The following is a 26,836-nucleotide window of genomic DNA, read 5'->3' as shown; positions in this document are numbered from 1 at the left end:
GATATTAAAAATGAAAAGTATAGAAGTCAAGGGAGCCGCTAGAATCGTTACGATCGCTGGTGCAATTTTAGCTGTAGGTTCAGCTATAGCTTTTTCACAGAGCGAAGACGGCTGGGGTAAAAGTTTTAGTTTAAATGTCGGTTTGTTAAGCGCTGGAGTTGTTGCTGGAGGTGCGGCTGCTAGTTATTTAGTTGAGAATCAAGCTAAAGCTGAAACTGAGCGTGTAAGCCAACATTACGAAGACGAATTGAAGGATAACAAGCGAACAATCGAAGATATAAATACTCGCTTATCTTCTCAAAACTCTACTATCACTACTCAACAAGATAAATTGATTTCTTTGGATAAGCTATTAGCCGAAAAAGAAATTATTATCAAGCAATTAAAAATTGCTATTCAAAATATTCAAACTGAAACAAAGCTCAAAAACTTAGAACTCGACCAGAAGTTACAACGGGAAAATAAAGACCGTCAAAACTTATATCTAGAAATGTTGGATTTGTTTTCTTCTGATTTAAACTATCGAATCGAAGAATCTTACAATTCACTAGCTCGGACAGTTGCTTCAAAGCTTCAAAACCAGAAATACATATCTATTCAAGATAAGCTACAGAATTTCTACAATAAACTTCAAACAAGTTTGGCTAATTCTCGCAAGTATTTAGTAGAACTTCGAGAGGTAGAATTCTGCACTTCAGATATCACTGATTTGTACTTTCAAATATCTGACGAAATCTCTTCTCGTAAAGTACAGCTTAGAAATTTACTTAATACTGTTGAACGCTGTACCTTGCTCGAATTCGAGAAAGAGTTAGAAGAACGAAGAAACCCTCAAAACTTTGTTCCACGCCAAAAAGTATTGGCGGCTTTGGATAATAATGACCATCACTACTCTACTCAAAAACAGAAGTTTCAAGCGGCTTTAAATCAAGAGTTCAATAATTTAAAAGAGTTACGGGAATCTGTCAACGATTTAATAAATCAGATAGACAGTAAAAACTTGGAGATTGCCGACTTAAAAACTGAGATAAACACCCACAGAAGTCCTTTAAAGTGGACTCTTGCCAACTCCCGCGAACTTGAAATCGGTAACATGATTATCGATTATTTCTGGAAAGATGGTACTAACTATTACCTCGACCGCTCGTTTATGGAAACCGATGGTTATGAGTGCAAACTCTACTTTCAAATAGACCGAAACCCACGTCAGATAGTTGAATCCGAGCTTAATGATAAATCCGAGGAGCTACAACAATTTTGCAGAACTTTAAAACCTATCACTTTCAAGTATTCGGGTGCTAAAGGTTTGATGGTCGCAACTGTTGCACTTAAAGAAAAACCAAAAACTGATGTAGATAAATCTACAGTTCAACGCATCTGTAAACCTCATGAAGTCTTCGCTGCTGCTGTGGGTAGTTATGAAAGATGGCGTGTTACTGGGGGTTCTCAAGCGGGTAAATCTCCCACCGCTCAGTATATTGCTGAAGCTATCACCAAATACAGTTCCAAAAAAGTAAATGTTAGGTTGTTTAACCCTCAACATGGGTCTAAAAAAGACAACTGGCAGTATAAAGCTGAAGGTAAAAACGCTGAGGAGTGCTTAGAGGGCATCAAATTATTAGGAGAAGAGATAAAAAATCGTCAAAGTAAAGCTAAGTCTACAGATTTATTTGATTTATTTTTAGTTGATGAACTCGATTCGATAGTTGAAGAAATGGGGTCGGGTCAAGTCAAGTCCCCCTTACGCTACGCCATTAAACAAGCTTCCCACCAAGACGTAGGGTGTATTTTTATCGGTCAATCTTCTGCGGCTAATGTCGTGGCTGGTATGACTTGGAGTGATTGGAACTCTACCGCGCAGTTACATCTAGGCGACAATGCGAAAGGTTTTATCGAATCTCGTTGGAAGACTGAGAATGAACTAAGGGAAGACTATTTGAAACAGTTCTCTATGGTTCGCGATTACTACGAGCGTAAAAACTATGAGGCTGGTTTAACCATTTCCGATTATGGATATTTTAGATTTGCGTTTGTCGCAATCCCCAACCAAAAACCTTTCTTTATCGAGATACCCCCATTCATTTTCGTACCCGAAGATTTTCAATCCGTCTCTACCGATGACCCTTTGCACGAACCATTGAAAAAAGCTTTATCGATTGCTCACGCTCAAGCTGATTCGGAAACTGATTGCTCACCGATCGCTCATCAAAGCTCATCTACTCCAAAATTACAATGTCATAAATGTAAATCAACTGACATTAAAACCAAGGGCGATCGCTATGTTTGTGGAAACTGTTGTACCACTACGAAGATTTCAACAGGTAAATTCAAGGTCAAATAGACTTGTTTATAGAGGTTTCTAATTCAACCTCTATAAATTATTTCCTAACAACTTGGTACACAAAGTACAGAAAACTGTACCAAAACCGTGTACCCCTACTATGTGGGAAATGTACCAAAAATGTACCGTCAAAAGTACACTTCTCAAAGTCTTACTGGGTAAAGCGTACACGGATTATTTCAAAAGTTAATGTACCGCTACGGTACATACCAAACTATTAATGTACCAGCCCGGTACAGAAAATGTACCACTTCTGTACCAGCTATTTTTACCTTAGTTACTGTTAATAAATAGGAAATATTCAAATGTTTATAAATACCTCTTAAAACAGTTTAGTTACTGTTAAAAACTCTTGCTTATCCTTTTCTTATTCTACCAAGGAATTTATTTCAAAAGAGATGGGATGAGCAGTTGCTAGGGATAGCGTGAGCAGTACTTGAGCAATCTTATCTAAGTTACGGGCAAACCTTACAAAATATTTTTTCTACAGCCATGACTACAACCAACGGACACATCATGACCGAGCAAACCTTAAACGAACTACCCATGATAGAAACAGTAGAACAACTAGCGCAAGAAACTTCAAAGCTTGGACAAGAGCAAAAGCAACTTTCGCCTAAGAAAACCACCAAACCAAAATCACCTAAAGTAAAGCCCAATGCCATTACATATGTGGATGTGGTGTTGGATGCTGGCAGTCATAGCAACAAATCTATGATTGATGGTTTTGAAAATGCTTTTTCTTCTGTGTTCAAAGAGATAAAAGGTGATTTACCTTCGGGTATGGCGGGTTGCTTTAGCTATAAAGGTAAGAACTATATCGTGGGTGAGTTAGCCGATGGGTTCCCAGGCAACTTGGTTTATGCGTACCAAGACAATAAAATCAAGTGCCTCGATATTTGGCTGATAGGTGCTTTGACTTCTGACTGTGACTTTCTAGATACTTTGATGGCTGATAAAAAGTCTAAGAACAAATATAAGAATATGCCGATACGGTTGTCAGTGAACCTCAAGCTGCTATCGCTGTCATCTTCCAAAAAAGGCGATATATCTAAAATTCTCTCGAACCTTAAATCATTTACTTATCGCGGTAAAGAGTTTGAACTAGTTATCAATAATCTTGATGATGAGTTTATCTACAGTGAGGGATATGGTGCAGCGATGGCGGCTATAAAGTCTTTACCTGATGGTACTAGAGAGTTTTACGTCCTTGACCTTGGAGGTGGTACTACGACTGCTACCCATTATCGCAACGGGCGCGAACTTCCTAAAGCTGTTAACCGCTTCATTGCCACTGGTGGAGGTATGCAGATTGTGGCACAACAGATATATAAAGCTGTTTCTAAAACGGATATGGGCGGTCAAGAGTTGCGGCTATCTGGTATATTTGCAGCGCTCAAAGCTTGTCAGCGCAAAGAAGATGGTTATTTTACACCGTACTGTTTAGGTCGTAAAAACATTGATATCTCAGAGGAAATTCCCGAAGGTCTTCAAACTTGGGTTGACGATAATCCCACAATAAAAAAAGTGTTGACCGAGACTAGAGAACGCTTAAGCTCAGGGTTCCCAGTATTTGCTACTGGCGGTGGTTTTAGTTGTACCATTATTGCCGATTGGATTACTAATTACCTTACCGAAGATATCCCTATAGCTAACTTTCAGGTTTTAGAAAACTCCGCAACCATTAACGTTTCTGGGATGAAGTTGCTCAACGATTAAATGTGAACAGTAGATTTGAGATTATTTCAGGTACTCTTACACCGCTAAATTATTCTCAAATCTTCTCTCTAGTACAATTTTTTATATAAAATCATGCCATTCCACCACAGAAGCGATAATGTGCCAGGTTATATTTACTTGATTCGAGCTAAGAATATGCACGGACTTATTCCCGGACGTTTATTGCAACGCTGCAAAATTGGTTTGAGTCGTGACCCTCAAATACGGCTAGACACTTTTAAATCTTCTCAATTTCCGGTAGATGTGGAGATCATTACAACTATTTTTGTTGAAGATATGGCAGCTACGGAAGGTGAGTTACATGAGATATTTGACTTCTGTAATGTGAAGTTGGAAAAGTCTCGCGAGTGGTTTGACCTGTCACCTTGGCAGTATTACCGCTGCTTGTGGGCGTTCAAATCTAGAAAGTCAGCTAGTTTTTCAATATCAGAGCTACCTTTAACTAAGTTAATAAAAGCTAGTTTAGCGATCGCCCTTGTAACAACGCTCGGATTTGCTGCGTACACAGCAATCCCGGCTTTAGCTGGTAAAGATTCAATCGAAAAAGTAAACAAAAACTAGATTCTTGCACCAAGAAAGGTACGCTCTTAGGCTCGGACGATAGCCGATGCGGTGACGACTCCACAAGAAACCCAAGTTTTAATCACTTGGGTTATTTTTATTTTCAATCCCTATTAGGGATTAGGGGTTAGTAAAGATGTTAATGTTTCAAACTGAGAAAGGCTATAGTATGTTTCCATCCCTATTAGGGATTAGGGGTTAGTAAAGTCGAATATATTTTTGAACCAATAACCGAAACTATTGAGTTTCCATCCCTATTAGGGATTAGGGGTTAGTAAAGGAACTTACGTAGAGATAAAGAGACAAAATAATTATTAGTTTCCATCCCTATTAGGGATTAGGGGTTAGTAAAGCGTTTTCTGGAACAAATACAGTTAGAGTTCCTTCGGATTGTTTCCATCCCTATTAGGGATTAGGGGTTAGTAAAGCATCCTAGTGAATACTTGACAATAGGGAAAATTTATGTTTCCATCCCTATTAGGGATTAGGGGTTAGTAAAGCTTCAGCAATTCCAGCTTTAGCAGGAGATACGGTTTCCATCCCTATTAGGGATTAGGGGTTAGTAAAGTTGGAGATTTTCTCAATGTCCAGATGGACAGAGAAGTTTCCATCCCTATTAGGGATTAGGGGTTAGTAAAGAGTTCATGTGTGGAACCGTTACACTGAGCGGCTTTCAGGTACCCCAATCGACACCAGTCTAAAAAAGTAGAAAAAATTTCTAGAAATGAGTCGATTTAGTCGCTTGAAAACCTTACTGGGTAAGGTATCGACACCAGTCTACGAAGTTATAGGGTTTTCAAGGTTCTGACGAGTGGTGTCGATTTGAGCGTAGCAAATCTAACAACACATCGCTGTATGTAGTAAAAATATAGTAATTTCTTAGAACTGTCAACCGATAGATATAAAAGTTAACGATAACTAAACCGATGTCTAGCAACGAGTGTGTTCGGCACCGCTCGTAGACGCACTACAACTATTCGGCACTTACCCGCTTGGGCTTAGGCTCAGGTGGGATTTTTTGTATGTAGAATTCGCTACGATTAAAGATACATCTTTATCAGAACAAAATTACTGTATTACGTTCAAGCTCAACCGCATTCTTACTTTTTATCTTACTTTCTCGATTTTTCTTCGGTAAAGTTTTATCCAGTACTACAAGCTATTTCTTTTATGAGAACTCAAATTTTAAACCAAAGAACCAAATGCAACAAACTTGCCCGTCTTGAAAAAAAGCTCGCAAAGCTAGCAGTACTGAAAGCTAAAAAGCAATTGCTATTGCGCCCGCATCTCGCACCAGTTGTGGTAAGTAATTTGATGGATTTTTTATCTCTTAATTACACTGAAGTTAAAGGTAAAATTCTAGAAGTTTGCAGCTACAAGCAACGTCAAAAAATCGAACCTATTCTGGAATCTACTTATGTTATCTGATTCAATACTTATTCAAAACAGTGAAGACGAACGCCGTTGGCAGTTTGCGCGAGAACTTCATGAGATCCGGGCTAGCCTAGAGAGTTTATCCGAGCGTTATCCGCAACAATACAAGCAGGTTGTCGAAGAATTATTGAAAAAAGGCGATCGCATTACGCCGACCTTAAAGTTTTTAACCGAGATTGAACAACTTGCTTTAGAGCATTACCAAGACAATCTCCCAAACTAGTTAGATAATGTTTTCGTAGTTTTGCGGCTACAGACACAATTCATATGGGCTTGGGCGATTGCTCAAGCTTTTTCTCTTTCATTAAAGGAAGAAGTTATGCAAATATTTGGCACAAATCCAAAGTGGTTTAGAGAGGATTTTGACCCTAAAGATTTAGAGGTAGATATAGAACCGGAAGTGCAACACCCACAGCCAGAGCCATTGATTTCGAGTTTGGAAGAAGAATTGAAGCGGAAGAAATTGAGTAAGCTGATTATGAAAACTAAGCTAGTCAACGGTTAGAGCGATTGTATTCTCCTGTTTAGTCTCAAGGTAAAAATATCTTTGAGATTTTTTTGACATTTTCTCAAAGATAATCTACAATAGATTTATTGAAACAAAACAAACAGGAGCCAAACAATATGTCCAGCCTTATCTCCCCCGAGGAATTTTTTGATTTAGTGACCGGATTAAGTAGCCAAGATAAAGTTATTCACGCCTGTATAGACTTACTAGAAAGTCTTGAAAACGACCTTCACGTAAAGGTTAGAGATGGTTTGAAAACCTATGAAACTTCTACAATATCTAAAATGATTTCACACTACCGTAAGCCTTTTTACTCTTACGTCTCCCCTCTGTCGGTACTTAACGAGACTGTCGAAATTAGGGAATACTGTCCACACGGTGAGTTTGCCCACACATTCAAAAGAGCTTCTAGAAAGCACGGCGCTAAAGCTGGGGATACCCTCTTTTACAACCTGGTACAAAAACAACAACACGTTGCGGCGAATCTTTTGGCTTTGTCTGAACAACAATTACTAGAATTAGTTGACCGCAGAATCGACAACTGGATTCTAAACGAAGAAACGGCAGCTTAGATAAGCTACCGCTCTTGGGATTCGACTGATAGGGAGGGTGCAACCTCCCTTTATATGAAAGAAAAAATTCACGTACTCACTAATATTATGTCACACCAATACACCAACGAAGAATTAACCAGCTTGACCAAGAAAGAAGTTTACGCGATCGCCCGTAAACTAGCTGATGCCCAAACCACACCACAGGCAGCTATATCAAAGTATTCCAAAGATAAATTAGTAGATTATATAGAAGAGGTACAGAAAATGGCTATACAAAGTGTAGAAGCTCAAGATAAGGTAGAGACTGCTAATGCCGAAGCTATTCCAACTCCAGAAGAATTTTTTGAAAGGGTGAAACGATATAACACCAAATTAGAGATACATCGCGCTTGTAATGAATTGCTGGAAAAGCTTGAAACAGAATATGCTCCTTCCACAGTTAGTAAAAAATTGACCTACTACAAAAAACCTTTCTACACTTTCACTCACGAAAAAGAAGAGTTAAACGAAATTATCACCACTACAAAAGGTGCTAACAAACAGTCTATAGCTGCTAATTTATTGAAGCTATCCCAAGAACAAAACAAAGTATTAAACGAAAGTAGAGAAGAAAGTGAACTAGCTAGAAAGGGCGTTACCGCAGAGGGCGAAATAAGAGAAGTTGAACTGCCAGAAGTAGAAATTAAAAAGGTAATAGAGAAAGCTATACCCTTACTAAAAGCCGACCAGCCAGAACTAATAACTTGTGGAATATTGCCCTTAATTGGGCTTAGAAGAAACGAGCAGCAGATGCCTTACAGAACTTATTTAATAGATGGGGAACTTGTAGATATACAGCGAGAATTTAAAGTAGTTGGAAAGTTTTTGATAGCTGTACAAGGACTTTCTAAAAAACACGGCGATCGCTCATGGTTTCTTCGACCAACTCTAGTACCAGCGGAAATGATTATTGAAGCTCAGAAGAGATTTTTAACTTTTCCTAAAGTTCGGGAACTTACTGGCGATTACGAAAAATTCAACGACTCTGCTTTGAGAAAATCTACTGATAGGCGTTTTAAAGAAATCTGGGGTGACGAATTTTCCACAATTGAAGCTTACAGCGAAAAAGGGGTGAAAATTGATAACAACGCCAGTACTCACAAGTCTAGAGCGTTTTATATTTGGGCGTTATTCCCGGTTTTAAAGTACAACAAATACAATCTAAAACAAGCTAAAGCCTATTTACAAAGGTGTTTGGGTCACGATGATTCAAAAGATACTGAAAAGTATTTTAATAGATATGATGAGAATCAATTCACTCAAGGAGTTGATATAGAAATCCCGTTAAATCTAAAGGAGGTCGGTAAAGCTACGGAAGAAAAAGTGTTTGAACTTGCCAAAGAGTGGGAAGAAGAAAAGCTTCTTGAAGCTCAAGAAAAAGCTGAAGCTGAAGCGGAAGTTAAACAAGAACAGCTTGAAAATTTAAGTAGTTCTTTTGAAGGTGAAAGTAAAGAATCTTCTGAAGAAACTCCTTTAGATAAGTTTATAGAAGAAGTGATAAAAGGATTGTCTAATAAATTACAAGCTGAATTCTCCAGACTATCGGTAGCTACTAAAAATCCTGCTAAAGCTCTTACTATCTTGATAAATAATCTAGAAAAAATTAACACTCCTCCGCCTAAGAAAGTTGATATCGTTGAAGATAGTTTAAAGGAAATTTTTGGAGGAATATTTCTTTATAATTCTGCTCAACCTGAAGACCGTGATAAAGTATATCCAACCTATTCTTTAGTGAATAAAATCTACTCAAAACTGTTGGATAAAGAAGTGGGAGTTACCGTTTATCAGCGAGTTTTTGACGAATTAAAGACTGATATTGAGGAGAAAGTTCGGCTTCAAAATATCACCGAAAAACAAAATAACTTCCACAGGAAAAGGATGCCCCAAACAATTGTTAAAATAGTTCAGTACGTTGACCATGTTTAACTATGCCGTTTGAAGGTTGTGGGTGTAAAATCTGCCGTGCTGGTTTAGGCGAAGAAACTAACCGCCTAGCCAGCGATGGCAGTACGATTAAAGAGATTAAAGAATATTTGAAAGATAACGGTTTGGAAGTTTCTAAGTCTTTGATTAACAAGCACTTAGAAGCTTTTGATTTAAAGGTTGGAAACTCGAAGTTAAATCAGTTAGAAACGGAATTTATAGAGGATAAACCACTTGTTGAAGAGATAACTATCCTCAACGAAATTAATTTTGAAAATTACGCTTTTGAGGAGAATTCACCACAAGAAATTATTGGGTTTGTACAAAGAATAGCGTTGAAAATTCATTTAGGCGTGTCGGCGATCGCTTTGAGGGATATCAATTACGCTCAAATCTCTGGAGGTGAAATTAACACTGAGTCGATCAACTGTTACGCAAAAACCCAAAAAGCTTTGGCAGATATCACCGCAATTGATGTTATGGTCAATCAGCAAAAAGCTATCCGAACCGTAGAAAGTTTGGGTCTAAAAATAGAAAATTCAAATAGTTTATTACCTCCTAGAAATTTGGAACAAGAAAGTAAGGAGGAGAATTAAGTGTTTCAGGTGAATCCTTCCCCAAAGCAGATCGAAAAATATTATGGTCGCGACGATTTACTTCCACTACCAGAGAAGTGGGTGGACTTTGCACCTTTGACCTTAATTCGTTCTGGTGGTCAAGTAATTCCCTTTATTCCTTTTGCTTACCAAAAGAAAATTATCGAATTGGCTGGAAAGTACAACAAAATAATTTGTATCAAATCGCGCCAACTTGGGTATACGGAGTTATGGCAAAATTACGCTTTATTTGAAGCCTGCACAAATCCCGGAACGTCAGCTTTTTTGTTTTTACGTAATGGCGTTGATGCGTCAACTTCCAGCCGAAGAACCAAGTTGATGATGCGCGGATTGGTAGATTACGTGAGGGCTGCCAACGACAGCGTTTATTTGCTTAAGATTGCTGGCGGTGGAGAGGTGAACTTTAAAAATAGTGGAGCCGAAGGGGCTAGGGGTGCGAACTCTAGCACTTTTTTACTGTTCGACGAATCAGCCTTTATCCCCTCAATAGCCCAAATATATGGTTCAAGCGTGCCATCCGGCGCTATGTCTGATGCTATAGGTAAAAAACCTTGTCTTAAAGTAATTCAAAGCACTCCTTCAGCCCGTTCTGGTTGGTATTGGGATCAATTGTCCCAAAACAATGGCGATCGCGATATCGAAGAAATTATAGATAGCGTGGTCAATGGCGAACTGTATAACGAAAATATACCCGGATTTTACTGGTTTGAAGATGATGTAGGTGCTTGCAAAATAGTATGTCATTGGTCAGCCAACGAAGTGTACAGAAAAATCCCTGATTTTTTAGAGTGGAGGAAAAAAGAGGATGGTACAGATGAGGAGACAATACAACGTGAATATCAATTAAAGTTCAATGACCAGCAGGTAGCAGTATTCGATTTTGGGGCGGTAAAATCTTGTGCTGTGGGTGAGTGGCAAGCTACCCCAGAAGAAGGGTCAATTATTTACGCTGGTTTAGATACCGCCACCACCGGCGAAGATTATGTAGTACTACAAGTTTTAGCCTTTAAGAACGGAAAGTACTCCTTAATCCACACTTACTCAAAACGGAAGCAAACAATGGAACATCATTTATTCCAAATTTGCAAAGTAATTGAACACTATAAAATTAGAAAGTGTGGGGTAGAAGTTACCGGCGGCGTGGGGCAAGTTTATTATGAAAAATTAGTTGAAGAATTTAGAGGTAAAGGTATTGAATTTGAACGTTTAAAAACTACTCAAGAAACTAAGCAAAAGCGTATATCCGATTTCATTTTAGCTTTAGAAAAACGCTCTTTAATTTACCCGGAAAAATCTAATCTAGTTAGCGAATTATTATCATTTCGCCGAGAAGGCACAAAACTCAGCGCCTCACACGGTAAGCATGACGACGAAATTATGTCCCTTTCTTTTGCTTATGCGGTCGCGACTTCCACCGAAGAAGTTGAGTGGCGAGAACAAGAATACTTAGATTCTTTAAACCCCGAAGAAAAGTTAAATTATTATCAGAAATTACTGGAAAGTGAATAATCATTTTTTGTCTCGCCTAGATAAGTTAAGACTTCAAACTAATGAAGTTTTAAAAGCACAAAAAAGTATCGAAACAGCTTTTGTAAAACCCAAACCACCGCCGATAGAGGTCGAAGATAATGTTCCTCCAACTCCGGTGAGAGTAACTAAACTAAAACCTAGTAATGCGGATAAAAATTACCAAAGGGTTTGCTTTGAAAAATATGCTGAACCGGACAGGATTATTAACGAAAACAGGTATTTCACGCCTATTGACCGCTCACAATTTAAACCAGGATATTTTACTATTTTATTTAGTTGCGATCGCAATACTACCTTTGAATCTTCAATAGTTTCACTAATTTATCAAGACGGCTGTTTTCAAATATTAAATAAAACTATTTTTGAAGATTTAATTGATTCCAAAAGCTTTAACTTGCTGCTTAAAAAAGAAATACATATTCAAGTGGAAAAGTATTCAAAAACTTTAGAGGATAATGCCCAACTAATTCTAAACCCTAAAGTTTCCACTACGGACTCCTCTTTAGCTTCTGAAATGGGTACGAGCAGCTATTACACTACAGAACAACAACCTGAAAAAATACACTTTACAACTTACAACCCTTTGAAAGAAGACTCAGACAAAGATATTCTTAAGCTAAGAAACTTAACTAGTAATAAAATTCTTAAACTTCCGAAAGATATCGCTAAAGACTTATTCTATAACAAAGACTTCTCTAGTCTAGGTACTGTTACAAAAGCTTTAGTTCCTCTAAATCACTATTTTGAAACCTACTGTAGACACTAATTATGTACCTTCAAAAATTATGGTTGATTTCAGTAGACCACCGAATATCTCCCGACACTACAACTATCTTGCTTTTCAGTGAACAAAATTCTGGAGTAATATTACTAGAAAAATGCCATGTGCTTGAATCTTTAAGCTTTTCTGATTTGAATAAAGCGTTATCCCGCTTAATTGCAGAATTTCCTATTTCTCCTAGTAGCCGAAACCGACCGACTTACAGCTTCGTAAAAACAGCTTATTTTTGGGAGTTAGATAGGGCTTTTGAAGAAGATTGCACCAACAGCCTGTTAGAAGCCGAACAGCTAGAAGTAGCTTTCAAGAAATACTTTAAGTTGCAACGAGAAGGTTTATTTGAATTAACTAACGAAAGATTAATAAAGTCTTTAAATAAATTCAACGGTGAGTATCAAAGCTTAAACTCTCAAGCTCGTGCTTTTCTAGCCGCTCTTTGGTGGTTTAAAGAAAAAGGATTTCGAGGTATTAATATTTTCTAATCTAAAACAACAATCGCTCCCGATACAGCTATTAGGATGGAATATTTTTATCTATTTTTATTCAGTTCTTTCAACTGCTTCAACCGACCTTTCAGCACGCTAATATAAAAACTTTTATCTACCTCAACATTGCGTTGATTAACGTAACCATCAAAATATAGCTCCCAGTGGTTCCAGTTATATTTGAAAATATCGTATTCAGATTTATTTTTAAAGAGCTTTGAAGGTGCTGAAGCTCTGGCTATTTTAAAGCAAGCCTCGGGAAATCCTTCGATAGGGGCTATTACCGTCTCTTTGTCTGATTGGGAAAGCTCTTTGATTTTTACCTTTAACTCTTCAATTTCAATCGAGTAGTCTTTTGAACTTCTAGTTTTTCTTCGTCTATTGTCTTGAGCTAGCAGCATATCCCCTCTCTTCTATAGCTATATATTTAATATTAGTGATTTTCACTATAAAAAGAAATTTGCAAATTCGGATTGTAGTACAAAAGAAATATATTACATTTTACTATAGTAGTTATACGTTTTCTCTATAGTTAAAAATATTGTGGTGAATAGGCTGAAATACTTACTCAGAGTAAATTTTAAGGTATAGGTGTGAAAATTTTCATACCAAAGCATAAAGAGTAAAAACGCTGAAAAACTTGTAGTGACTGAGCTTTAGCCGCAGCTAGCGCTTATTGTAATTTCTGAAACAACAGGGTATAGATAAAAAAGTTCCCGGAACTTCACGCGCTGAAGCCGGGAACAAAAGGTTTTTTAAAAATAGTTAGAGCCATGTTAACACAATTTTTTCGATTAAAAAATCTAGACAAAGTAAAATCCCACAGTGAAGCCGAAGGTAAGGGCGATCGCTGTGGGTTTGTGTTGTTCCGATGGTTGTCGGGTTGGCTCTATGCGGCTTTAGCATTATCTGTAATCTCAAACAGATCGTTGGGTGTGCAATCGAGCAATTCACAAAATCGGATAAGTAACTCTCGGGCGAACTGTTTGCGAGTGTCATTTTCATAATCCTGAATCGTTGATATAGACACTTTGCACTCTTCCGCTAACTTTTGACGGGTATACCCTCTAGCTTCTCTAATCTCTCTCAACTTAAATTTCATATCTAAATTTCTCATGTACTCTCTACCTCAATTGTATACTAATCACAGGTTAATCGGTACCAGTATAAGCGTGATTTATAGAATAAGTCAGTCGTATAAACAACTAATATAGAAAAATAGGTACCGATTATATCACTACCGAAAAATCTGTGATATAGTGTAAATGTGAAATGAAAAAAGCGCTGTTGACGCAGCGCCGTAAACCAAAAAATTTAAAGGATATATACATTATGCCAGTTTCCAAGAATCAACAAAATCTCGATCTTTCTAAAGCAGCTAGTGGATTCACACCTCAGTTTGACCCAAGTAAAGAAATAGTAGTAGAAGATCAAGTGCCAGTTAAAGGTACAGGTCTTTTGGTTTTCCAAGGTTTGACGAACACCGTAGGAACTACCAAAGAAACAGGTGAACAGTTTGAATTCCCATCGGCTGTATTTGCAGCCTTAGATCAAAATGGTGAACTCAGAAACATTTCGACAGCGCTAAACAAAAAAACTCTAGAGTTGACCTTCAAAGCTTTAGGGCTAGAAGTTCCCTACACAGAGAGCGATAACGGATTTGCGAAACTAAACGCTAAAGCTCTAAAAAATTTCACCAAAAAATACGTTTTGGATGGTGTTAAGGCGATTGAGATGGTTCAAAGCTTTAGAGGATTGCTGTATTTCGGCACCCTTGAGAGAAAGGAAGGTAAGTCTGGAGTTAAGTACTATTCTATAGATTTAAGCTCTTTATCTCCGGTTCTAGAGGGTGGTGAAACCGTTAGAGCGCAGCCACTAGAAGATACCGACCCAGATGTGGCAATCGTTGTAAACGATGATTCACAGTTAAGCAGCTAATAAATTTCAATACCTCCCTCCGTGGGAGGTTTAACTTTTTAGAAAAACAACGAGGAGCCGAGAAATAGTCAACAATTTTACCAGAGGATTTTGAAATGGGATTTGAAGAAAAAGTGCCCAGCGCTCTCGCGGGTTTTGCAGGTATCGATCTTGCGGGTGCAGCTAAGCGCCATGCACAAAGGAATAAAGCCGCTAAGGGCGAGGAAGTAGAAGAAGTAGAAGAAGTAGAAGAAGTAGAACCTGTGAAGGCACCCAGCGCTCTCGCGGGTTTTGCAGGTATCGATCTTGCGGGTGCAGCTAAGCGCCATGCACAAAGGAATAAAGGCGATGAAGTCGATGAAGTAGAAGAAGTTGAAAAACCGACCAATGGTTCCAATACTACTAAGAAAACTAGTAAGCGAAAAACGAGTGAAACTGCCTTACTAAACTCTCTTGAAAATCAGTTCAATAAAGAGTTTAACGATGCCGTAGTTGAAGCCAAGACAGAAGCTTCAAGTGTTGACGGAACTAAATTACCACTATTCGAGAAAGAATACAAATTAAATCAGTGGTATGTTGAGCGTAAAGAATTAATATCCTTGGAAGTTGCTCAAGCCGAAGATAGTAACGGTAATAGAGGTGATTTAGTTCATACCTCCGTTGCAGATACAGAATTCAGTACACAGTCAAAATTATTACAACAAAAAGGACGGATACACGTAACAACCCAACAAAAAGCTATTCACAAAAATTCTCCAAGTGCGATATTTCTCAATCCAAAACTAAATTACGTCAATCTGGCGAGAATTAAAAAAGGTCTTGACCCTTTTCCCCTAGTTAAATCTGAAGCTTCGATCGTCGATTATTTTAATTACCTAAATCTTGATTGTTCTATAAAAAAAATTGAATCTGAAGGAGAGCGAAATCAAGCTAAAAGAGAAGGTGTAAGTCGTTTTATTTATACAGTGGTTAGTCACTTCCAAACTGCTGAAATTTGTATGATTTTTTCTGGATTAGTGAAAGAAAATATCAAAAAACTAATCTCAAAAACCCACGGAGCTAGAATAGAGTGCGCCCGAAGATTACGCGCTTTAACTCCCACAGATTCAGCCGATTTAGATTTTATAGAGTTAGATTATTTTATTTTTATAAACGGAATTAAATATTTCTTCTGTGTGAGATTTGTAGATACTGGCGCTATTCACGGTGTAGCCAGTTATTCCGATTTTTGTAACGCTGTTGGCTGGAAGTTAAAATTTAAAGATAATTTCACCAGCGAAGAAAAAGGAAGAATAATTGATATGGCGATCGAGCGTCCCGAAGACTTTGAAAATTACGCTCTAGGCGATTTAGAAGTGTACGAGGCTTTGAATTGCTACTACCACAAGTGGAAAGAAGTATATAAGTTACTAGGTCTTCAAGACTATTATCAACCGCCAAGGTTGACTATTGGAGGGTCAGTAAAAGATTTATTTTGTGCGGCTTTAGCTAAAAATTTAGGTGTAGAAAAGAAAGATTGGAAAGCTGGTTTAAATGAGATTATAAATACTGATTTAATAGATCAATCAGCGGGAGAATTGCGGAAATACACTAAAGATACTAAAGCTTTATTAGCTAAAGTTGAAGGGGGTAGATGTCGAAATAACCAGCCTACAGCGGTGTTTAAAGCTCGTAAAATAAACGGTAAGTACGAAGCTGTTTTAATTTGTGATATTGATATTTCTGGCTGCTACGGTGAAGGTCAGCGAAATCAAGAATACTTTATTGGTAATCCCGAAATATATAGTTTTAATGCTAAATCAGATATTAACGGATATCTATCTTTACGACAGTGGTTAGAAAGTTACGATGTTAATGTTAAAGAATTAACTAAAATAGCTGATAAAGCCAAAAAAGAATGGTATGAAAGGTCAGATAAAGAAAGAAACGAGTTACTTAAAGAGTTTAAAAATCGAGAACTTTGGGGTGATTTAGTACCGGGAGGTTGGTATGCGAGATTCAGCGTTGAAGGAGAATTAGAGTTTCCACAAGATTTGTTTGCTAGCTGGTTTACTGACACCGGAAACGGCGTTAAAGTGATGGCTAAATTTATAAATAAAATGGAATGTGATAGCGAACATCTTGTTACTGATTGGGTAGATTTCAATGAGGAAGAAGGTAATTTAAAAATATTCAATCGCACTATTAATAACGCTGTATTAACTCAAGACGGGCTTGAATGGATATTTACTGTAGCTAGTAAAAGACAGCGAGAAGAACTGTTAGATAAAATATTAATTCAAGCTAGCGCTGTTTATCCAAGAAGTCAGGAAATCAAAGAAGGGACTAACCCGGAAAAACTAGAAAAAATAAATAATCTAAAAAAGAATTGGAAGTTCAAAAACACTGCTGAAAGAGTTGATAGAGGTGATGGTGTTAAATCATGGAGGTACCACTTAAAAGAGTGTCACGGCTGGTTTGGCTTGAATATGGGAGATTTACTAGTAGAAAACCTATTAGTAGAACGTAAAAAAGCTAAGATTCGTGACGGTAAAAAATCTCCCTTAGATTTATTATTCAAACTTTGCGTAAATACTCTTTACGGTGATATGGTTTCCAAATTTTTTGCTACAGCTAATACTGTGGTAGGGAATAACATTACCGCTCGTGCCCGTTGTCTATGTTGGTATATGGAAAAGGGTTTTTACGGCTACCAAAGTATCACAGATGGATGCGCTTTTGAGCCTTATCGCGTTGTTTTTCCGGGTCGGGATATGGTAGATGGTGAAGCCATAAACCTACACCGTGAAGATTCTAAATTGAACAGATGGAAGATAAAAACAGGTAATTTAGGAGGTGCTAAAAAGATTGAAGGAATAACATTAGAATGGGAGTCTTGGGATAAAGATAAAAAAACTCCAATAAACTGCTCCGCTGTAGGGTTAAAAATTACCAATCAAGATGGTTCCCCGAAAGAATATTTACCTAAATTAAAGCCAAATAAAGATAATCCAGATTACCAAGATTTGGATAAAAACCCGGCTTTGAAATGGCTTGACACTAAAGCTATGGAACATTTACAAAACTTATTTCCTGCTGTAGCTGTTTTACACGCAGAGACTTCTGAAATTAAAGTCGAGGAAGATTTAACGGTAGAATTCGAGCCACGTAAGGGTCAATTTGGTTTTGAAACTAAAGATTTGTATGTAGAAGGAGCGTTTCATGGGTCAGCTAATTATTTGCTCAGACTACCCCACCAAACAGGTGATAGCCACAAAGGACAAGTAATTAAGATGCGGGGACATGAGGTTAAACGTCAACACGAATCAGTAGAAGTCGTTGGTGGTAAATTACAGGCAGGTGAAGCTTACCTAGATTGCGCTCCAGGAAGAAATTTTTTAGAACAGCTAGTAACCAACCCAGAAGCCCTTCAGCGCCAACAAACTGCCGTTAAATCTAGTATTTTGAAATTAGGCGATTATCGAAATAGAAGTGAATCTTTCGATTATTTGGGGCTTGAGCCGGGAGATAATTTACTTAAGATAGTTCTAGTTAAAGAATTTTCACTATCACAGTTCACCTTCCGTTCCTACGACCAGTATACCAAGTGGAAAAAGTGGACGGATAAACAATTAAAAAACGGCTACCAAAGTTTAGAATCATATTTCCTAAATAACGATGGGTCAGTCGATTTTATTTCGATGGTGGAGGCGGTTGAACTGGCGATCGCTTCGGGTGCGACAGACCCCGCTAAATACTTCGATAAAAATCGTCATCGTAAGCGTGATTTACAGCTTGAACACCCAGCTAAAGAAGTTTTAGAGAAAGCTAAAGCTGTTTTAAAAACCAAAAATATTGAAGATTGAGCTACAGATTATTTAGGAGCGTAATTCTGGCTTCAGCGCTCCTCACAGCGTTTAACCCAAATCATAATTGATTTGGCGGAGTTTGGCGAGATTACCGTAATAAATAGGTTAAAAACCATAGTTGAAATGCTTATAACCCGTGGAGATAAAAAACCTGCTGTACCGATTAAAGCAAAAATACTGCTTTCGCTGAATGAAGTACAGGAACTTATAAGACTTTCCAAAGTGTATTTAAGAAGTGCGATTAATCAAGGAAGTTTGAAACCGAAACAGATTGAGATGAGTTGGCAGATTATAGGTGGTGATTTGTTTTATAAATAATTTATTTACCTAATAAACTTTATTTTTAACAACTATAATTAACCTCTATTTAAACCTTTATTATAATTTAAAAAAGGTAATTAAACTTACAAATTATTAATTAAATACAGGGATATACTAAAATTAAATAATAATTTAATCAGCGACAAAACCTGAGTTTTAGTTCTATTAAATATATCTTTGCGACAGGTTATTTTAAGTATTCATACAACCTTTAATAAACTAAATAAACTACTGATAAAACTAATAGAAAATCAAAGAAATACTACATTTACTGTTTAAATTTCTAAAAACTCGCCCACAAGAAAATAAAAACGGGAGCTACTCATTATGTTAAAACGATTTGTTGCTTTTGCTGCTAGCATAGCTTTTTCGGCTGCTTCTGGAACAAATACTGCATACGCTCTGGAAATTAATAACAATCCTCCTAAATTAAATAAAAAAGAGAATGAATTTGTTATTGCACAAGGACAAGATTGGATTGACAAAATGCTTGCGCTGGGTAATTTGGTTATAAACGCCTATACAATTTATCAAAAGCAATTAGAGCAACGACAGCAAGCGCAACCTCAAGTAAAAATATCTAAACCATATTTTGGTGCTTGTGGAAGTTTAGCGCCCACATCTTATCCTGCTGTGCGATATAGAATTTATATTAATTATTCACCAGCTTATTTTAAAGCTGCTAAGCAACATCTTTGTAACGATGTTTGGGTAATTTCTAAAGCTCCTCATAATGGTAAAAAGATGATTGTCATTTCATCTTTCGCAGAAAAGCACTACCCCTTTGCAATAAAACTTGCTCAATTGTTTAAAGATAAAAATATTCCTGGTGCCAGTGTACAACGTGTCGTTATACGTAAACTCTAACTTTTCTAAAAACTTAAAAATTAGTGTCGTGTGCTAGAGGCGAATGTCAACAAGATAATTGCAATTGATGTGAGCTTAAAAGGAATGATTATATTTGCAAAAGTTGTGGTCACAATGAAAAAAAATCATTGCTAACAAAAAGCGATAAAAGTACAAATTAATGGAAGAATCTCTCAGTAAAGCCAAAGAATATTTCCAAGAACAACTTGGTAAGTTTTTAGTATGGTCGATAGACGTTTCTCCAACACCTATAGAAACAATCTATAACACGGCTAAAAATATGAATGTTTTTGTTTGGAGAAGTTTAGCAGTATCTCAATCATCGGGAACTGGAGTTATATGCGCTCTTCCAATTCTAAACTGGACTGTCGGTATAGGTGCTGATATTTTTAGTCTTTTATACATGATGGCTGTAACTTCTTACGGTGTTGGAGCAATAATAGCTCATCGCAATGGTTTATCTTATACTGTACTGAATAAATCAGATTATTTAGATGTTTTAGCAGTATGGTGTGACGCAACCGAATATATTCAAGATATTCAAGTTAAATCAATTTTATTAGGTGGAGTAGCTGCAAAAAAAGCGGGGTTTAAAATTGGAACTAAAGCAGTAACAAAAGGGAGTGTTATTGGAGCTTCTTATTTGAGTTCTAAAGCAGGGATTAAAATACCTACAAAATTACTAGATAAAGCAGCTACAAAGGCTGTAACTAAATTAGGTGCTAAAGCTGGAGCAATGTTAACTGGAATAGGAGCTTTAGTAAGTGGCGGTATTAACTTTTGGTTTGTAAACAGTATTACTAATGCTGCAAAAGTTTATTACACTGCTAAATTTGAAGATAAAAAAATTAGTCTATGACTAAAGATTTGTAATCTATGTAAACAATACCTACCACTAATCCCCCATCTCCCCAAGTCCAAGCCCCTGCCGTCGTTGTTGGTGGGGGTTTTTGGTGGGTTGGAGTGGTACTACAGGATTTGAACGAAAGAATAGGGGTTTCGGGCGCTGAAAATGCCTGCCACAATCCTGCCAAGAAATGGTTTTTTTCAGATCCGTGGCAGGATTTTAAATGGCTGAAAATACTGTGGTTATCAAGAAAAAATTTTTTCATGGCGCAAAAATTGCATAATAATGGGTAGTGGTTTTTTATTTTTTTTGCGCCAATTCGTATTTTGTAGTATGTTTACGGGTTTTGAAGGTTGTGTACTACAAGACTATAGGGATAGGGCGATCGCCGTTGCACTTCAAGTAAGTAAACACTCACCTTTAGACTAAGAATCGATTCTCAGGGGTCTGTGCAAGCGCTGAAGCTGGTTTATTATCTACCTGGTGTCTTCATGCGTTTGAGGGTGATGGAGGAGTGCAGACGCGATGGAGCGAAGCGACATCATACGCAACCGCAGGTTGCCAGTAAATCCGAAATTAAGTACACCACATGGGAGATGAGAGTTAGTACGAATATAAATAGTACGCGCCCGTAATATTATTTTTGAAAAAATTGGCGAAAATATTTTTTCAGATTTGAGCGATCGCCAAGGCGGGAGAATGGTAAACTGTTAGAGTAAGAATACTAAGCACCCGTAATAATTTTGGAGGAAAAATCTCCGGAATTATCTATGAGAATGTGAAGTATATAATGTAAAGGATAAATCGGGGGGAGTTGCAGGTAGGGATTATCTTAGACAAACGAAAATTATGTAAAGGATAAATTGAAAGGCTGGAGGTAGGGATTATCTTAGACAAACGAAAATTATGTAAAGGATAAATTGAAAGGTTGGCGATCGCAGGTGCGGAGGATTGCAGATATAGAACGCAGAGATGGTTAATTGTATAGTTAAACACACAACAAAGAAAAAAATGATTAAATCACTTAGAATTATCCTTGAGAATATAAAAAATATAACTGATAAAAATATATGAATGATAAAATAGAAGTTTGTAAATGATAAAATTATTAAATATATGAATGATAAAATAAGCGTTTGTAAATGATAAATAAAACTGATCTCAAGTATCAGTCCAGTAAAATTTTTACTGGACTGATACTTGAGATCAGTTTTATTTATCATTTACAAACGCTTATTTTATCATTCATATATTTAATAATTTTATCATTTACAAACTTCTATTTTATCATTCATATATTTTTATCAGTTATATTTTTTATATTCTCAAGGATAATTCTAAGTGATTTAATCATTTTTTTCTTTGTTGTGTGTTTAACTATACAATTAACCATCTCTGCGTTCTATATCTGCAATCCTCCGCACCTGCGATCGCCAACCTTTCAATTTATCCTTTACATAATTTTCGTTTGTCTAAGATAATCCCTACCTCCAGCCTTTCAATTTATCCTTTACATAATTTTCGTTTGTCTAAGATAATCCCTACCTGCAACTCCCCCCGATTTATCCTTTACATTATATACTTCACATTCTCATAGATAATTCCGGAGATTTTTCCTCCAAAATTATTACGGGTGCTTAGTATTCTTACTCTAACAGTTTACCATTCTCCCGCCTTGGCGATCGCTCAAATCTGAAAAAATATTTTCGCCAATTTTTTCAAAAATAATATTACGGGCGCGTACTATTTATATTCGTACTAACTCTCATCTCCCATGTGGTGTACTTAATTTCGGATTTACTGGCAACCTGCGGTTGCGTATGATGTCGCTTCGCTCCATCGCGTCTGCACTCCTCCATCACCCTCAAACGCATGAAGACACCAGGTAGATAATAAACCAGCTTCAGCGCTTGCACAGACCCCTGAGAATCGATTCTTAGTCTAAAGGTGAGTGTTTACTTACTTGAAGTGCAACGGCGATCGCCCTATCCCTATAGTCTTGTAGTACACAACCTTCAAAACCCGTAAACATACTACAAAATACGAATTGGCGCAAAAAAAATAAAAAACCACTACCCATTATTATGCAATTTTTGCGCCATGAAAAAATTTTTTCTTGATAACCACAGTATTTTCAGCCATTTAAAATCCTGCCACGGATCTGAAAAAAACCATTTCTTGGCAGGATTGTGGCAGGCATTTTCAGCGCCCGAAACCCCTATTCTTTCGTTCAAATCCTGTAGTACCACTCCAACCCACCAAAAACCCCCACCAACAAAAGGCAGAGGCAGGGGCGATGAGGCTTGGAACGGGCGTTAACTAATATTTATTATTTCGTTTTCGATAATACTAAAACTTTTCTTTTTATTTTCAAAAACTTTGCAATCTTCCTCCCATTTTACATTTACAAAATACTTTAACTCATTTAAAAGTTCAATATGCTCATTTTTAGATAGTTCTTTAAAATCAACTATTCTTTTTATTACATTTAACCAGTCTTTTAAATTAGCACTACTTTTTTCAGGATAAGTACTCCTTTTTACTAAATAGGTTATAAGCATTATAGCTAGTATAAAATTATTTTTGTAAGTAGCTGTAGCTTCTAAAGTTACATCACACCAACTATAAAAATGTTTTAATATTTGTTTATCTGAAACACTATCCATATCATAAGAACTTTTATGAATTACAAGTCCATCTTTTAAACTAGATGTAAAATCTATAGGTCTTTCATTTACTATAAAAACGAAAAATCTACTATAATCTTTATGGCTTGCTAATAAATAACGTGTTTTTTTTGATAACTTGGATTGTTTTTTGTTTAGTTTATATCGTGCTGAACCTACTACACTCATGTTTTTTACTTGTGTGTAAACATGGGGATTAAGAAAATGTTCATTTACATCTACATTTGCGGAAGTTATAAAATTGCCTAAAGAGTCGTACAAATCGTCTTTTTCTAATATTAGCAATGTAACTTTTTCATATTTTGGTTCTACGAAATTATAAGGGGTGTCTTTATCTTTTAATATAAGACTTTCTAATGCTACTAAATTTAAAACTTTTTTCCAAGGATTGTTAATAATAATTTCTATTAAATGATTGCATAGATTTATAGGTTTGATTAATTTGTTTTTTATATTTTTATAGATTAACTTAAAGTTTTCTGTATAGTTATTTTCATATATTAAATCAAAAAGTGACAATTTAATTATTTCTCGTAAAAAATTAACTTTTGATTTTAGTAGTAAAAATTCAAAAGCTTCTAATGCTATTTTATCTTGTATAAAATTAGAATCTTTTATCTTAGCTAGTTCAGTAAACTCAAAAAGTTTTTTTTCATCTTTATATTTTTGTAGTATTCCAAAAGTTTCATTTATGAATAAATCTACATCGATATATTTATTTGTATATTCGCTTATTTCGTATTTTTTTTTTTATTTCAAACTTTAATTTTTCATACCATTTGTTACATTTTTCATCAAAATTATTCACATAATAGCTTTTATATATCGTTATTAAGTAATAAAAATAATCTTCTAAAATTTTACTTCTTTGATTTTTATTACTAATTATTTGATCTCGTATTCCATAAAAACTAGATATATAGTTCTGAGTTCTTAATTTACATTCTTCAACTCCTAATTTATAATTTTCTTGTCTATGTGCAAAATGATGTTTTCTTATATCTCCTTGTTTTACAATAACTTCTTCACCACATTCAATGCATTTTAAGCCCAATTCTTTATAGGAGTTATAATTACAAACTTCTACATCTACATAGTGACCGCCGAAGAACATTGATTTAGCAATATCCATATTTTTATACTTAAACTTTCTATTTAATTATTCCCAAAAATAATTTTTTAATATCATTAACTAGTAATCTTCATATAAGTTTTATAAAAACCACCCTTTTTAGGATGGTTAGAGGTGTATATGACATTACTTTACAGTTATACTTGAAACTCTTGTGTGGTGGACATCCTTAATCGTCTGAATGTACTTCACCAAAACGAAATATGCTATATTTCAACCTGACAAATATCATTCTTGATTCAACTTTTCAAGTATTTCTTCTAACTTTTCCATAATTTCATCAGCTTTCCCTTCATATCGCTGTTGATTCCCATGCAATCCAAGCAAAATATCATCAAGTACCGCGCTACGAGCTAATACGCGGTTAGTGTCGTTTGTGAGTTGGTTCACATTCTGGGTTAAATCCGCAATCGCTTCGCGGTTAGCTGCTATAGCTTCAGTGTTGGCACTGGTAGCACGGGCGTTTGATTCTAGTATTTGTTCGATGCGGTCTAAGCGGTTGTTGTCACTGTTAGTCATTTTCTTTTATTGTAATTTCTCTGCTTTTCAGTGCTTCTTCACATAGAGTTACAGCCATTTGGCTAAAAGATTTTGTTTCTTTTTCCGCCAAACGTTCAATAGTTTCGTATACCGCAACGGGGAACGTCACATAATTTCGTTTTCCTTTATATTTAGGCATTTAGTTTAATTAGTCTCGTATTAGTATCAGTTTAGATTATATTTACACATTCGTCTTATAAGTTTTAGTAGTCTCGTATTAGTGTCTAAAACGAGACTACTGTGTTATATTGAAAGTGTGGTCAAAAGACAGCCAACTGACCCCAAGAAAAAGGCTAAGCGTAGCATTTTCAATAAGTCTACCGTTTATTCCCTTACACAAATTTTTGGTCTTTCTGCTGTTACCACACTCTAAAAATTCAAGACAGCCTAATTTCCCGAACGGTGGATTGACGCAGTTATTACCTGTTAACGCAGGAATTTGGGATAAAGCAGCACTTGATAAATCTTTCAGATTACCTCGTACAGCGATAAGGCTGAGGGTCGCGACTCAGCCGGGGTATAGCTCTATAGAGCTTTTCATGATGTTAATCGTAGGTGGGTATGGATGCTCAAAATAAATTAAGAATACGAAAAAATTTAGCTGAAGATATTCGACTTGTGGCTAAGAGAAAGCGCAAAACAACGACTGATTTAATTCACTTGATTCTTGAAACTTACGTTGACACTTATAAGGATAAAAACTGATGTGGTACTGGAATAAATACACTGTTGAACCTTCAGAAGAAAACATCGAAGAGTCTTACACAGTAACGTTTATCGATTATCCAGATAAATTATTTGCAGATTCTGAAACTGAAGCTCACGAACTAGCTATAGATTTTCTTTGGAGGATGTTAAATGATTGAAGGTCTTTGGCTGATTATCGGATTGATTTTTATGCTGGGTTTGACGTTCTTATTTGAAAGGTAAAAACATGAATTACACCATCGGAAAATATTTCTACAGTTTGTACTTAGCTTGTTTAGAAGAAGCGCACGCAGCTTACGACCAGGAAAATTTTCGACACTGGTATAGAGCTTCGGCTAGGGCTACAAGGATGTGCGAGTTGGCTGATTTATTCGGCTACGACGAGCTTGCGAGTCAGATTGAGTTATGGAAAGAAGAAGGATTGATATGAATCGAACCGTATTTTTATTGTTAGTGACTATAGGCTTATTTGCGTTTTTTCCTAACAAAGTTGATATAGATTTTGAATTACAAAAACGCGACGTGATTATAGTTTCGGGTGTACTGACCGCAACTTCATTAGTAAGAACAAACACAACCAGAAGGAGATATTGAAAATGGCTAAAGAGAAATTAGGCGGATTGACTGGGAGCGAGAGAGTTAAGGCGACTGGGAAAAAACGCGGAAGACCTCGTAAGTCCGAATCTCCAGATAAATCAGCACTTGAAGCTTTACAACAAGGAACCAAAGCTATAACGGATACCGTGGGTGCTGTAGCCGATGGAGTACAAACTGTTACCAACGCTGGTAAACAAGTTCGCAGAGCTTTCGGTGGTGGTTCTGGATTAGTTTCTGGTGACTCTTTACAGGCTACAAACCAAGCTCAAGATTTGGCGGCTCAATACGGTCTACAGCTTGATGATTTATCCAAAACTATAGGAGGTTCTAACTACGAAATTGACGAGTCTATCCCAGAGATAGACGCTAAAGAAGCTAATAGGTTAAATCTTATAATTGAACGCCAAAACAACGCTTTAGATGTGGCTGGGAACCGAATCAAACAAAAGCGTAAACAAGTTCGTAACCATAAAGACGAGTGGGAATTAGTAGGTGATTTAGTAGACCTCGACACGACAAGAATAAATGTTGGTACTAAGGTTCTAAAACATGAAATCGCTGGTACAAAATTCCAGATAGAACAATCGAAATTAGAAGAAACTGAGGAATATTTAGAACAACAGGTAATCAAGACCCAAGGCGTTATTTCTTTGACTGAAGGGATAAGAACTGAGTGGGATTTACGATTCCAAAAACAAGAGCGGCAGCTTGAGAAATTACAAATTGAAATCGAACAAGTAGACAACGACAACGCTAGACAACGAGAAAAATTAGAATCTTTCTTGTTCAACGAGTAGAAAAAATCGAGAAGCTAGATAGCAATGAAACTACTAGCTTCTCAAAGAATTAAAACACTATTAAA

26 protein-coding genes and 1 CRISPR repeat array are annotated in these 26,836 nt (G+C 36.4%); of the genes, 20 read left to right on the top strand and 6 right to left on the bottom strand.

From position 1 onward, the window contains the following. Positions 1-10: 10 nt before the first annotated feature. The 12 genes from RIV7116_RS33515 (at position 11) to RIV7116_RS33460 (ending at position 12,507) form a co-directional block, all read left to right on the top strand. A complete protein-coding gene (locus RIV7116_RS33515; protein ID WP_015122804.1) occupies positions 11-2,341 on the top strand; it encodes a hypothetical protein in 2,331 nt (776 codons plus the stop codon). A gap of 492 nt (positions 2,342-2,833) precedes the next feature. Further along, positions 2,834-4,060: a ParM/StbA family protein gene (locus tag RIV7116_RS33510; RefSeq protein ID WP_015122803.1), complete on the top strand. Its 1,227-nt coding sequence runs from the start codon at positions 2,834-2,836 to the stop codon at positions 4,058-4,060. Positions 4,061-4,153: 93 nt separating this feature from the next. Next, the gene (locus tag RIV7116_RS33505; RefSeq protein WP_015122802.1) at positions 4,154-4,642 is read left to right on the top strand and encodes a GIY-YIG nuclease family protein; all 489 of its coding nucleotides are present in this window, start codon (positions 4,154-4,156) and stop codon (positions 4,640-4,642) included. Positions 4,643-4,742: 100 nt separating this feature from the next. After that, a CRISPR array of direct repeats spans positions 4,743-5,281; the repeat unit is 36 nt; unit sequence GTTTCCATCCCTATTAGGGATTAGGGGTTAGTAAAG. Between the two features lie 531 nt (positions 5,282-5,812). Further along, complete coding sequence (locus RIV7116_RS33500) at positions 5,813-6,070, top strand: hypothetical protein (RefSeq protein ID WP_015122801.1); 258 nt, start codon at positions 5,813-5,815, stop codon at positions 6,068-6,070. Then, positions 6,060-6,299 (top strand): hypothetical protein, encoded by a 240-nt coding sequence (locus RIV7116_RS33495; RefSeq protein WP_015122800.1) that lies wholly within the window; start codon positions 6,060-6,062, stop codon positions 6,297-6,299. The genes RIV7116_RS33500 and RIV7116_RS33495 overlap by 11 nt, the downstream gene beginning before the upstream one ends. Before the next feature lie 21 nt (positions 6,300-6,320). Then, positions 6,321-6,581, top strand: coding sequence for a hypothetical protein (locus tag RIV7116_RS33490; RefSeq protein ID WP_044292677.1), 261 nt, complete (start codon positions 6,321-6,323; stop codon positions 6,579-6,581). Positions 6,582-6,700: 119 nt separating this feature from the next. Further along, entirely contained in the window at positions 6,701-7,156 is a 456-nt protein-coding gene (locus RIV7116_RS33485; protein WP_015122798.1) for a hypothetical protein, read from the top strand. A gap of 54 nt (positions 7,157-7,210) precedes the next feature. Further along, the gene (locus RIV7116_RS33480; RefSeq protein ID WP_015122797.1) at positions 7,211-9,103 is read left to right on the top strand and encodes a protelomerase family protein; all 1,893 of its coding nucleotides are present in this window, start codon (positions 7,211-7,213) and stop codon (positions 9,101-9,103) included. Between the two features lie 2 nt (positions 9,104-9,105). After that, positions 9,106-9,696 (top strand): hypothetical protein, encoded by a 591-nt coding sequence (locus RIV7116_RS33475; protein ID WP_015122796.1) that lies wholly within the window; start codon positions 9,106-9,108, stop codon positions 9,694-9,696. A gap of 9 nt (positions 9,697-9,705) precedes the next feature. Then, entirely contained in the window at positions 9,706-11,226 is a 1,521-nt protein-coding gene (locus tag RIV7116_RS33470) for a Terminase-like family protein (RefSeq protein WP_157229502.1), read from the top strand. After that, a complete protein-coding gene (locus tag RIV7116_RS33465) occupies positions 11,219-12,013 on the top strand; it encodes a hypothetical protein (RefSeq protein WP_015122794.1) in 795 nt (264 codons plus the stop codon). Before RIV7116_RS33470 ends, RIV7116_RS33465 begins: the two co-directional genes overlap by 8 nt. A 2-nt stretch (positions 12,014-12,015) precedes the next feature. After that, positions 12,016-12,507 carry a hypothetical protein gene (locus RIV7116_RS33460; RefSeq protein ID WP_015122793.1) on the top strand — a complete coding sequence of 164 codons (492 nt, stop codon included), beginning with the start codon at positions 12,016-12,018 and terminating at the stop codon, positions 12,505-12,507. A 47-nt stretch (positions 12,508-12,554) separates the two neighbouring features. Here RIV7116_RS33460 and RIV7116_RS33455 read toward each other — a convergent pair whose 3' ends face one another. Together RIV7116_RS33455 and RIV7116_RS37750 are read right to left on the bottom strand one after the other, a co-directional pair. Further along, positions 12,555-12,911, bottom strand: a complete 357-nt coding sequence (locus tag RIV7116_RS33455; RefSeq protein WP_015122792.1) for a hypothetical protein — start codon at positions 12,909-12,911, stop codon at positions 12,555-12,557. Positions 12,912-13,399: 488 nt separating this feature from the next. Further along, positions 13,400-13,612, bottom strand: a complete 213-nt coding sequence (locus RIV7116_RS37750) for a helix-turn-helix domain-containing protein (RefSeq protein WP_371261676.1) — start codon at positions 13,610-13,612, stop codon at positions 13,400-13,402. A gap of 230 nt (positions 13,613-13,842) precedes the next feature. Between RIV7116_RS37750 and RIV7116_RS33445 the strand changes: the two genes are divergently transcribed. The 5 genes from RIV7116_RS33445 to RIV7116_RS33425 all read left to right on the top strand — a co-directional run bounded on the left by RIV7116_RS33445 (position 13,843) and on the right by RIV7116_RS33425 (position 20,322). Further along, a complete protein-coding gene (locus RIV7116_RS33445; RefSeq protein WP_157229501.1) occupies positions 13,843-14,448 on the top strand; it encodes a hypothetical protein in 606 nt (201 codons plus the stop codon). 95 nt (positions 14,449-14,543) lie between these two features. Continuing rightward, complete coding sequence (locus RIV7116_RS33440) at positions 14,544-18,272, top strand: hypothetical protein (protein WP_015122789.1); 3,729 nt, start codon at positions 14,544-14,546, stop codon at positions 18,270-18,272. 126 nt (positions 18,273-18,398) lie between these two features. Further along, positions 18,399-18,593: a hypothetical protein gene (locus RIV7116_RS33435; protein WP_015122788.1), complete on the top strand. Its 195-nt coding sequence runs from the start codon at positions 18,399-18,401 to the stop codon at positions 18,591-18,593. A gap of 330 nt (positions 18,594-18,923) precedes the next feature. Then, positions 18,924-19,463, top strand: a complete 540-nt coding sequence (locus RIV7116_RS33430; protein ID WP_015122787.1) for a hypothetical protein — start codon at positions 18,924-18,926, stop codon at positions 19,461-19,463. A gap of 160 nt (positions 19,464-19,623) precedes the next feature. Then, positions 19,624-20,322, top strand: coding sequence for a hypothetical protein (locus tag RIV7116_RS33425; RefSeq protein ID WP_015122786.1), 699 nt, complete (start codon positions 19,624-19,626; stop codon positions 20,320-20,322). 2,303 nt (positions 20,323-22,625) lie between these two features. On the opposite strand, the gene RIV7116_RS33420 is transcribed toward RIV7116_RS33425, so the two are convergent. From RIV7116_RS33420 to RIV7116_RS35455, 4 genes are all read right to left on the bottom strand, one after another. Continuing rightward, positions 22,626-23,516 carry a hypothetical protein gene (locus RIV7116_RS33420; protein WP_015122783.1) on the bottom strand — a complete coding sequence of 297 codons (891 nt, stop codon included), beginning with the start codon at positions 23,514-23,516 and terminating at the stop codon, positions 22,626-22,628. A gap of 196 nt (positions 23,517-23,712) precedes the next feature. Beyond that, positions 23,713-24,129 (bottom strand): competence protein CoiA family protein, encoded by a 417-nt coding sequence (locus tag RIV7116_RS33415; RefSeq protein ID WP_015122782.1) that lies wholly within the window; start codon positions 24,127-24,129, stop codon positions 23,713-23,715. Positions 24,130-24,357: 228 nt separating this feature from the next. After that, on the bottom strand, positions 24,358-24,648 hold the full coding sequence (locus RIV7116_RS33410; protein ID WP_015122781.1) for a hypothetical protein: 291 nt from the start codon (positions 24,646-24,648) through the stop codon (positions 24,358-24,360). Beyond that, positions 24,641-24,808: a hypothetical protein gene (locus RIV7116_RS35455; protein ID WP_015122780.1), complete on the bottom strand. Its 168-nt coding sequence runs from the start codon at positions 24,806-24,808 to the stop codon at positions 24,641-24,643. Before RIV7116_RS35455 ends, RIV7116_RS33410 begins: the two co-directional genes overlap by 8 nt. A 565-nt stretch (positions 24,809-25,373) precedes the next feature. Between RIV7116_RS35455 and RIV7116_RS36240 the strand changes: the two genes are divergently transcribed. From RIV7116_RS36240 to RIV7116_RS33400, 3 genes are all read left to right on the top strand, one after another. Further along, positions 25,374-25,535, top strand: coding sequence for a hypothetical protein (locus tag RIV7116_RS36240; RefSeq protein ID WP_015122778.1), 162 nt, complete (start codon positions 25,374-25,376; stop codon positions 25,533-25,535). A gap of 68 nt (positions 25,536-25,603) precedes the next feature. After that, positions 25,604-25,807: a hypothetical protein gene (locus tag RIV7116_RS33405; protein WP_015122777.1), complete on the top strand. Its 204-nt coding sequence runs from the start codon at positions 25,604-25,606 to the stop codon at positions 25,805-25,807. A gap of 166 nt (positions 25,808-25,973) precedes the next feature. Then, positions 25,974-26,771, top strand: coding sequence for a hypothetical protein (locus tag RIV7116_RS33400; protein WP_015122775.1), 798 nt, complete (start codon positions 25,974-25,976; stop codon positions 26,769-26,771). The last annotated feature ends 65 nt before the right edge of the window (positions 26,772-26,836 follow it).

It is taken from the genome of Rivularia sp. PCC 7116 (assembly GCF_000316665.1).
Lineage (GTDB): Bacteria > Cyanobacteriota > Cyanobacteriia > Cyanobacteriales > Nostocaceae > Rivularia.
Note: the sequence above shows the minus strand (reverse complement) of the source record. Positions and strands in the feature narration are given on the sequence as shown.

What these genes read in the sequence shown, in the direction of transcription:
- RIV7116_RS33510 (WP_015122803.1), top strand. Translation starts at nt 2,834, where the DNA reads ATGACTACAACCAACGGACACATCATGACCGAGCAAACCTTAAACGAA.
- RIV7116_RS33430 (WP_015122787.1), top strand. Translation starts at nt 18,924, where the DNA reads ATGTTAAAACGATTTGTTGCTTTTGCTGCTAGCATAGCTTTTTCGGCT.
- RIV7116_RS33515 (WP_015122804.1), top strand. Translation starts at nt 11, where the DNA reads ATGAAAAGTATAGAAGTCAAGGGAGCCGCTAGAATCGTTACGATCGCT.
- RIV7116_RS33405 (WP_015122777.1), top strand. Translation starts at nt 25,604, where the DNA reads ATGAATTACACCATCGGAAAATATTTCTACAGTTTGTACTTAGCTTGT.
- RIV7116_RS35455 (WP_015122780.1), bottom strand. Translation starts at nt 24,808, where the DNA reads ATGCCTAAATATAAAGGAAAACGAAATTATGTGACGTTCCCCGTTGCG.
- RIV7116_RS33410 (WP_015122781.1), bottom strand. Translation starts at nt 24,648, where the DNA reads ATGACTAACAGTGACAACAACCGCTTAGACCGCATCGAACAAATACTA.
- RIV7116_RS33415 (WP_015122782.1), bottom strand. Translation starts at nt 24,129, where the DNA reads ATGGATATTGCTAAATCAATGTTCTTCGGCGGTCACTATGTAGATGTA.
- RIV7116_RS37750 (WP_371261676.1), bottom strand. Translation starts at nt 13,612, where the DNA reads ATGAAATTTAAGTTGAGAGAGATTAGAGAAGCTAGAGGGTATACCCGT.
- RIV7116_RS33455 (WP_015122792.1), bottom strand. Translation starts at nt 12,911, where the DNA reads ATGCTGCTAGCTCAAGACAATAGACGAAGAAAAACTAGAAGTTCAAAA.
- RIV7116_RS33460 (WP_015122793.1), top strand. Translation starts at nt 12,016, where the DNA reads ATGTACCTTCAAAAATTATGGTTGATTTCAGTAGACCACCGAATATCT.
- RIV7116_RS33435 (WP_015122788.1), top strand. Translation starts at nt 18,399, where the DNA reads ATGCTTATAACCCGTGGAGATAAAAAACCTGCTGTACCGATTAAAGCA.
- RIV7116_RS33495 (WP_015122800.1), top strand. Translation starts at nt 6,060, where the DNA reads ATGTTATCTGATTCAATACTTATTCAAAACAGTGAAGACGAACGCCGT.
- RIV7116_RS33485 (WP_015122798.1), top strand. Translation starts at nt 6,701, where the DNA reads ATGTCCAGCCTTATCTCCCCCGAGGAATTTTTTGATTTAGTGACCGGA.
- RIV7116_RS33425 (WP_015122786.1), top strand. Translation starts at nt 19,624, where the DNA reads ATGGAAGAATCTCTCAGTAAAGCCAAAGAATATTTCCAAGAACAACTT.
- RIV7116_RS36240 (WP_015122778.1), top strand. Translation starts at nt 25,374, where the DNA reads ATGTGGTACTGGAATAAATACACTGTTGAACCTTCAGAAGAAAACATC.
- RIV7116_RS33500 (WP_015122801.1), top strand. Translation starts at nt 5,813, where the DNA reads ATGAGAACTCAAATTTTAAACCAAAGAACCAAATGCAACAAACTTGCC.
- RIV7116_RS33480 (WP_015122797.1), top strand. Translation starts at nt 7,211, where the DNA reads ATGAAAGAAAAAATTCACGTACTCACTAATATTATGTCACACCAATAC.
- RIV7116_RS33475 (WP_015122796.1), top strand. Translation starts at nt 9,106, where the DNA reads ATGCCGTTTGAAGGTTGTGGGTGTAAAATCTGCCGTGCTGGTTTAGGC.
- RIV7116_RS33505 (WP_015122802.1), top strand. Translation starts at nt 4,154, where the DNA reads ATGCCATTCCACCACAGAAGCGATAATGTGCCAGGTTATATTTACTTG.
- RIV7116_RS33445 (WP_157229501.1), top strand. Translation starts at nt 13,843, where the DNA reads ATGCCAGTTTCCAAGAATCAACAAAATCTCGATCTTTCTAAAGCAGCT.
- RIV7116_RS33400 (WP_015122775.1), top strand. Translation starts at nt 25,974, where the DNA reads ATGGCTAAAGAGAAATTAGGCGGATTGACTGGGAGCGAGAGAGTTAAG.
- RIV7116_RS33440 (WP_015122789.1), top strand. Translation starts at nt 14,544, where the DNA reads ATGGGATTTGAAGAAAAAGTGCCCAGCGCTCTCGCGGGTTTTGCAGGT.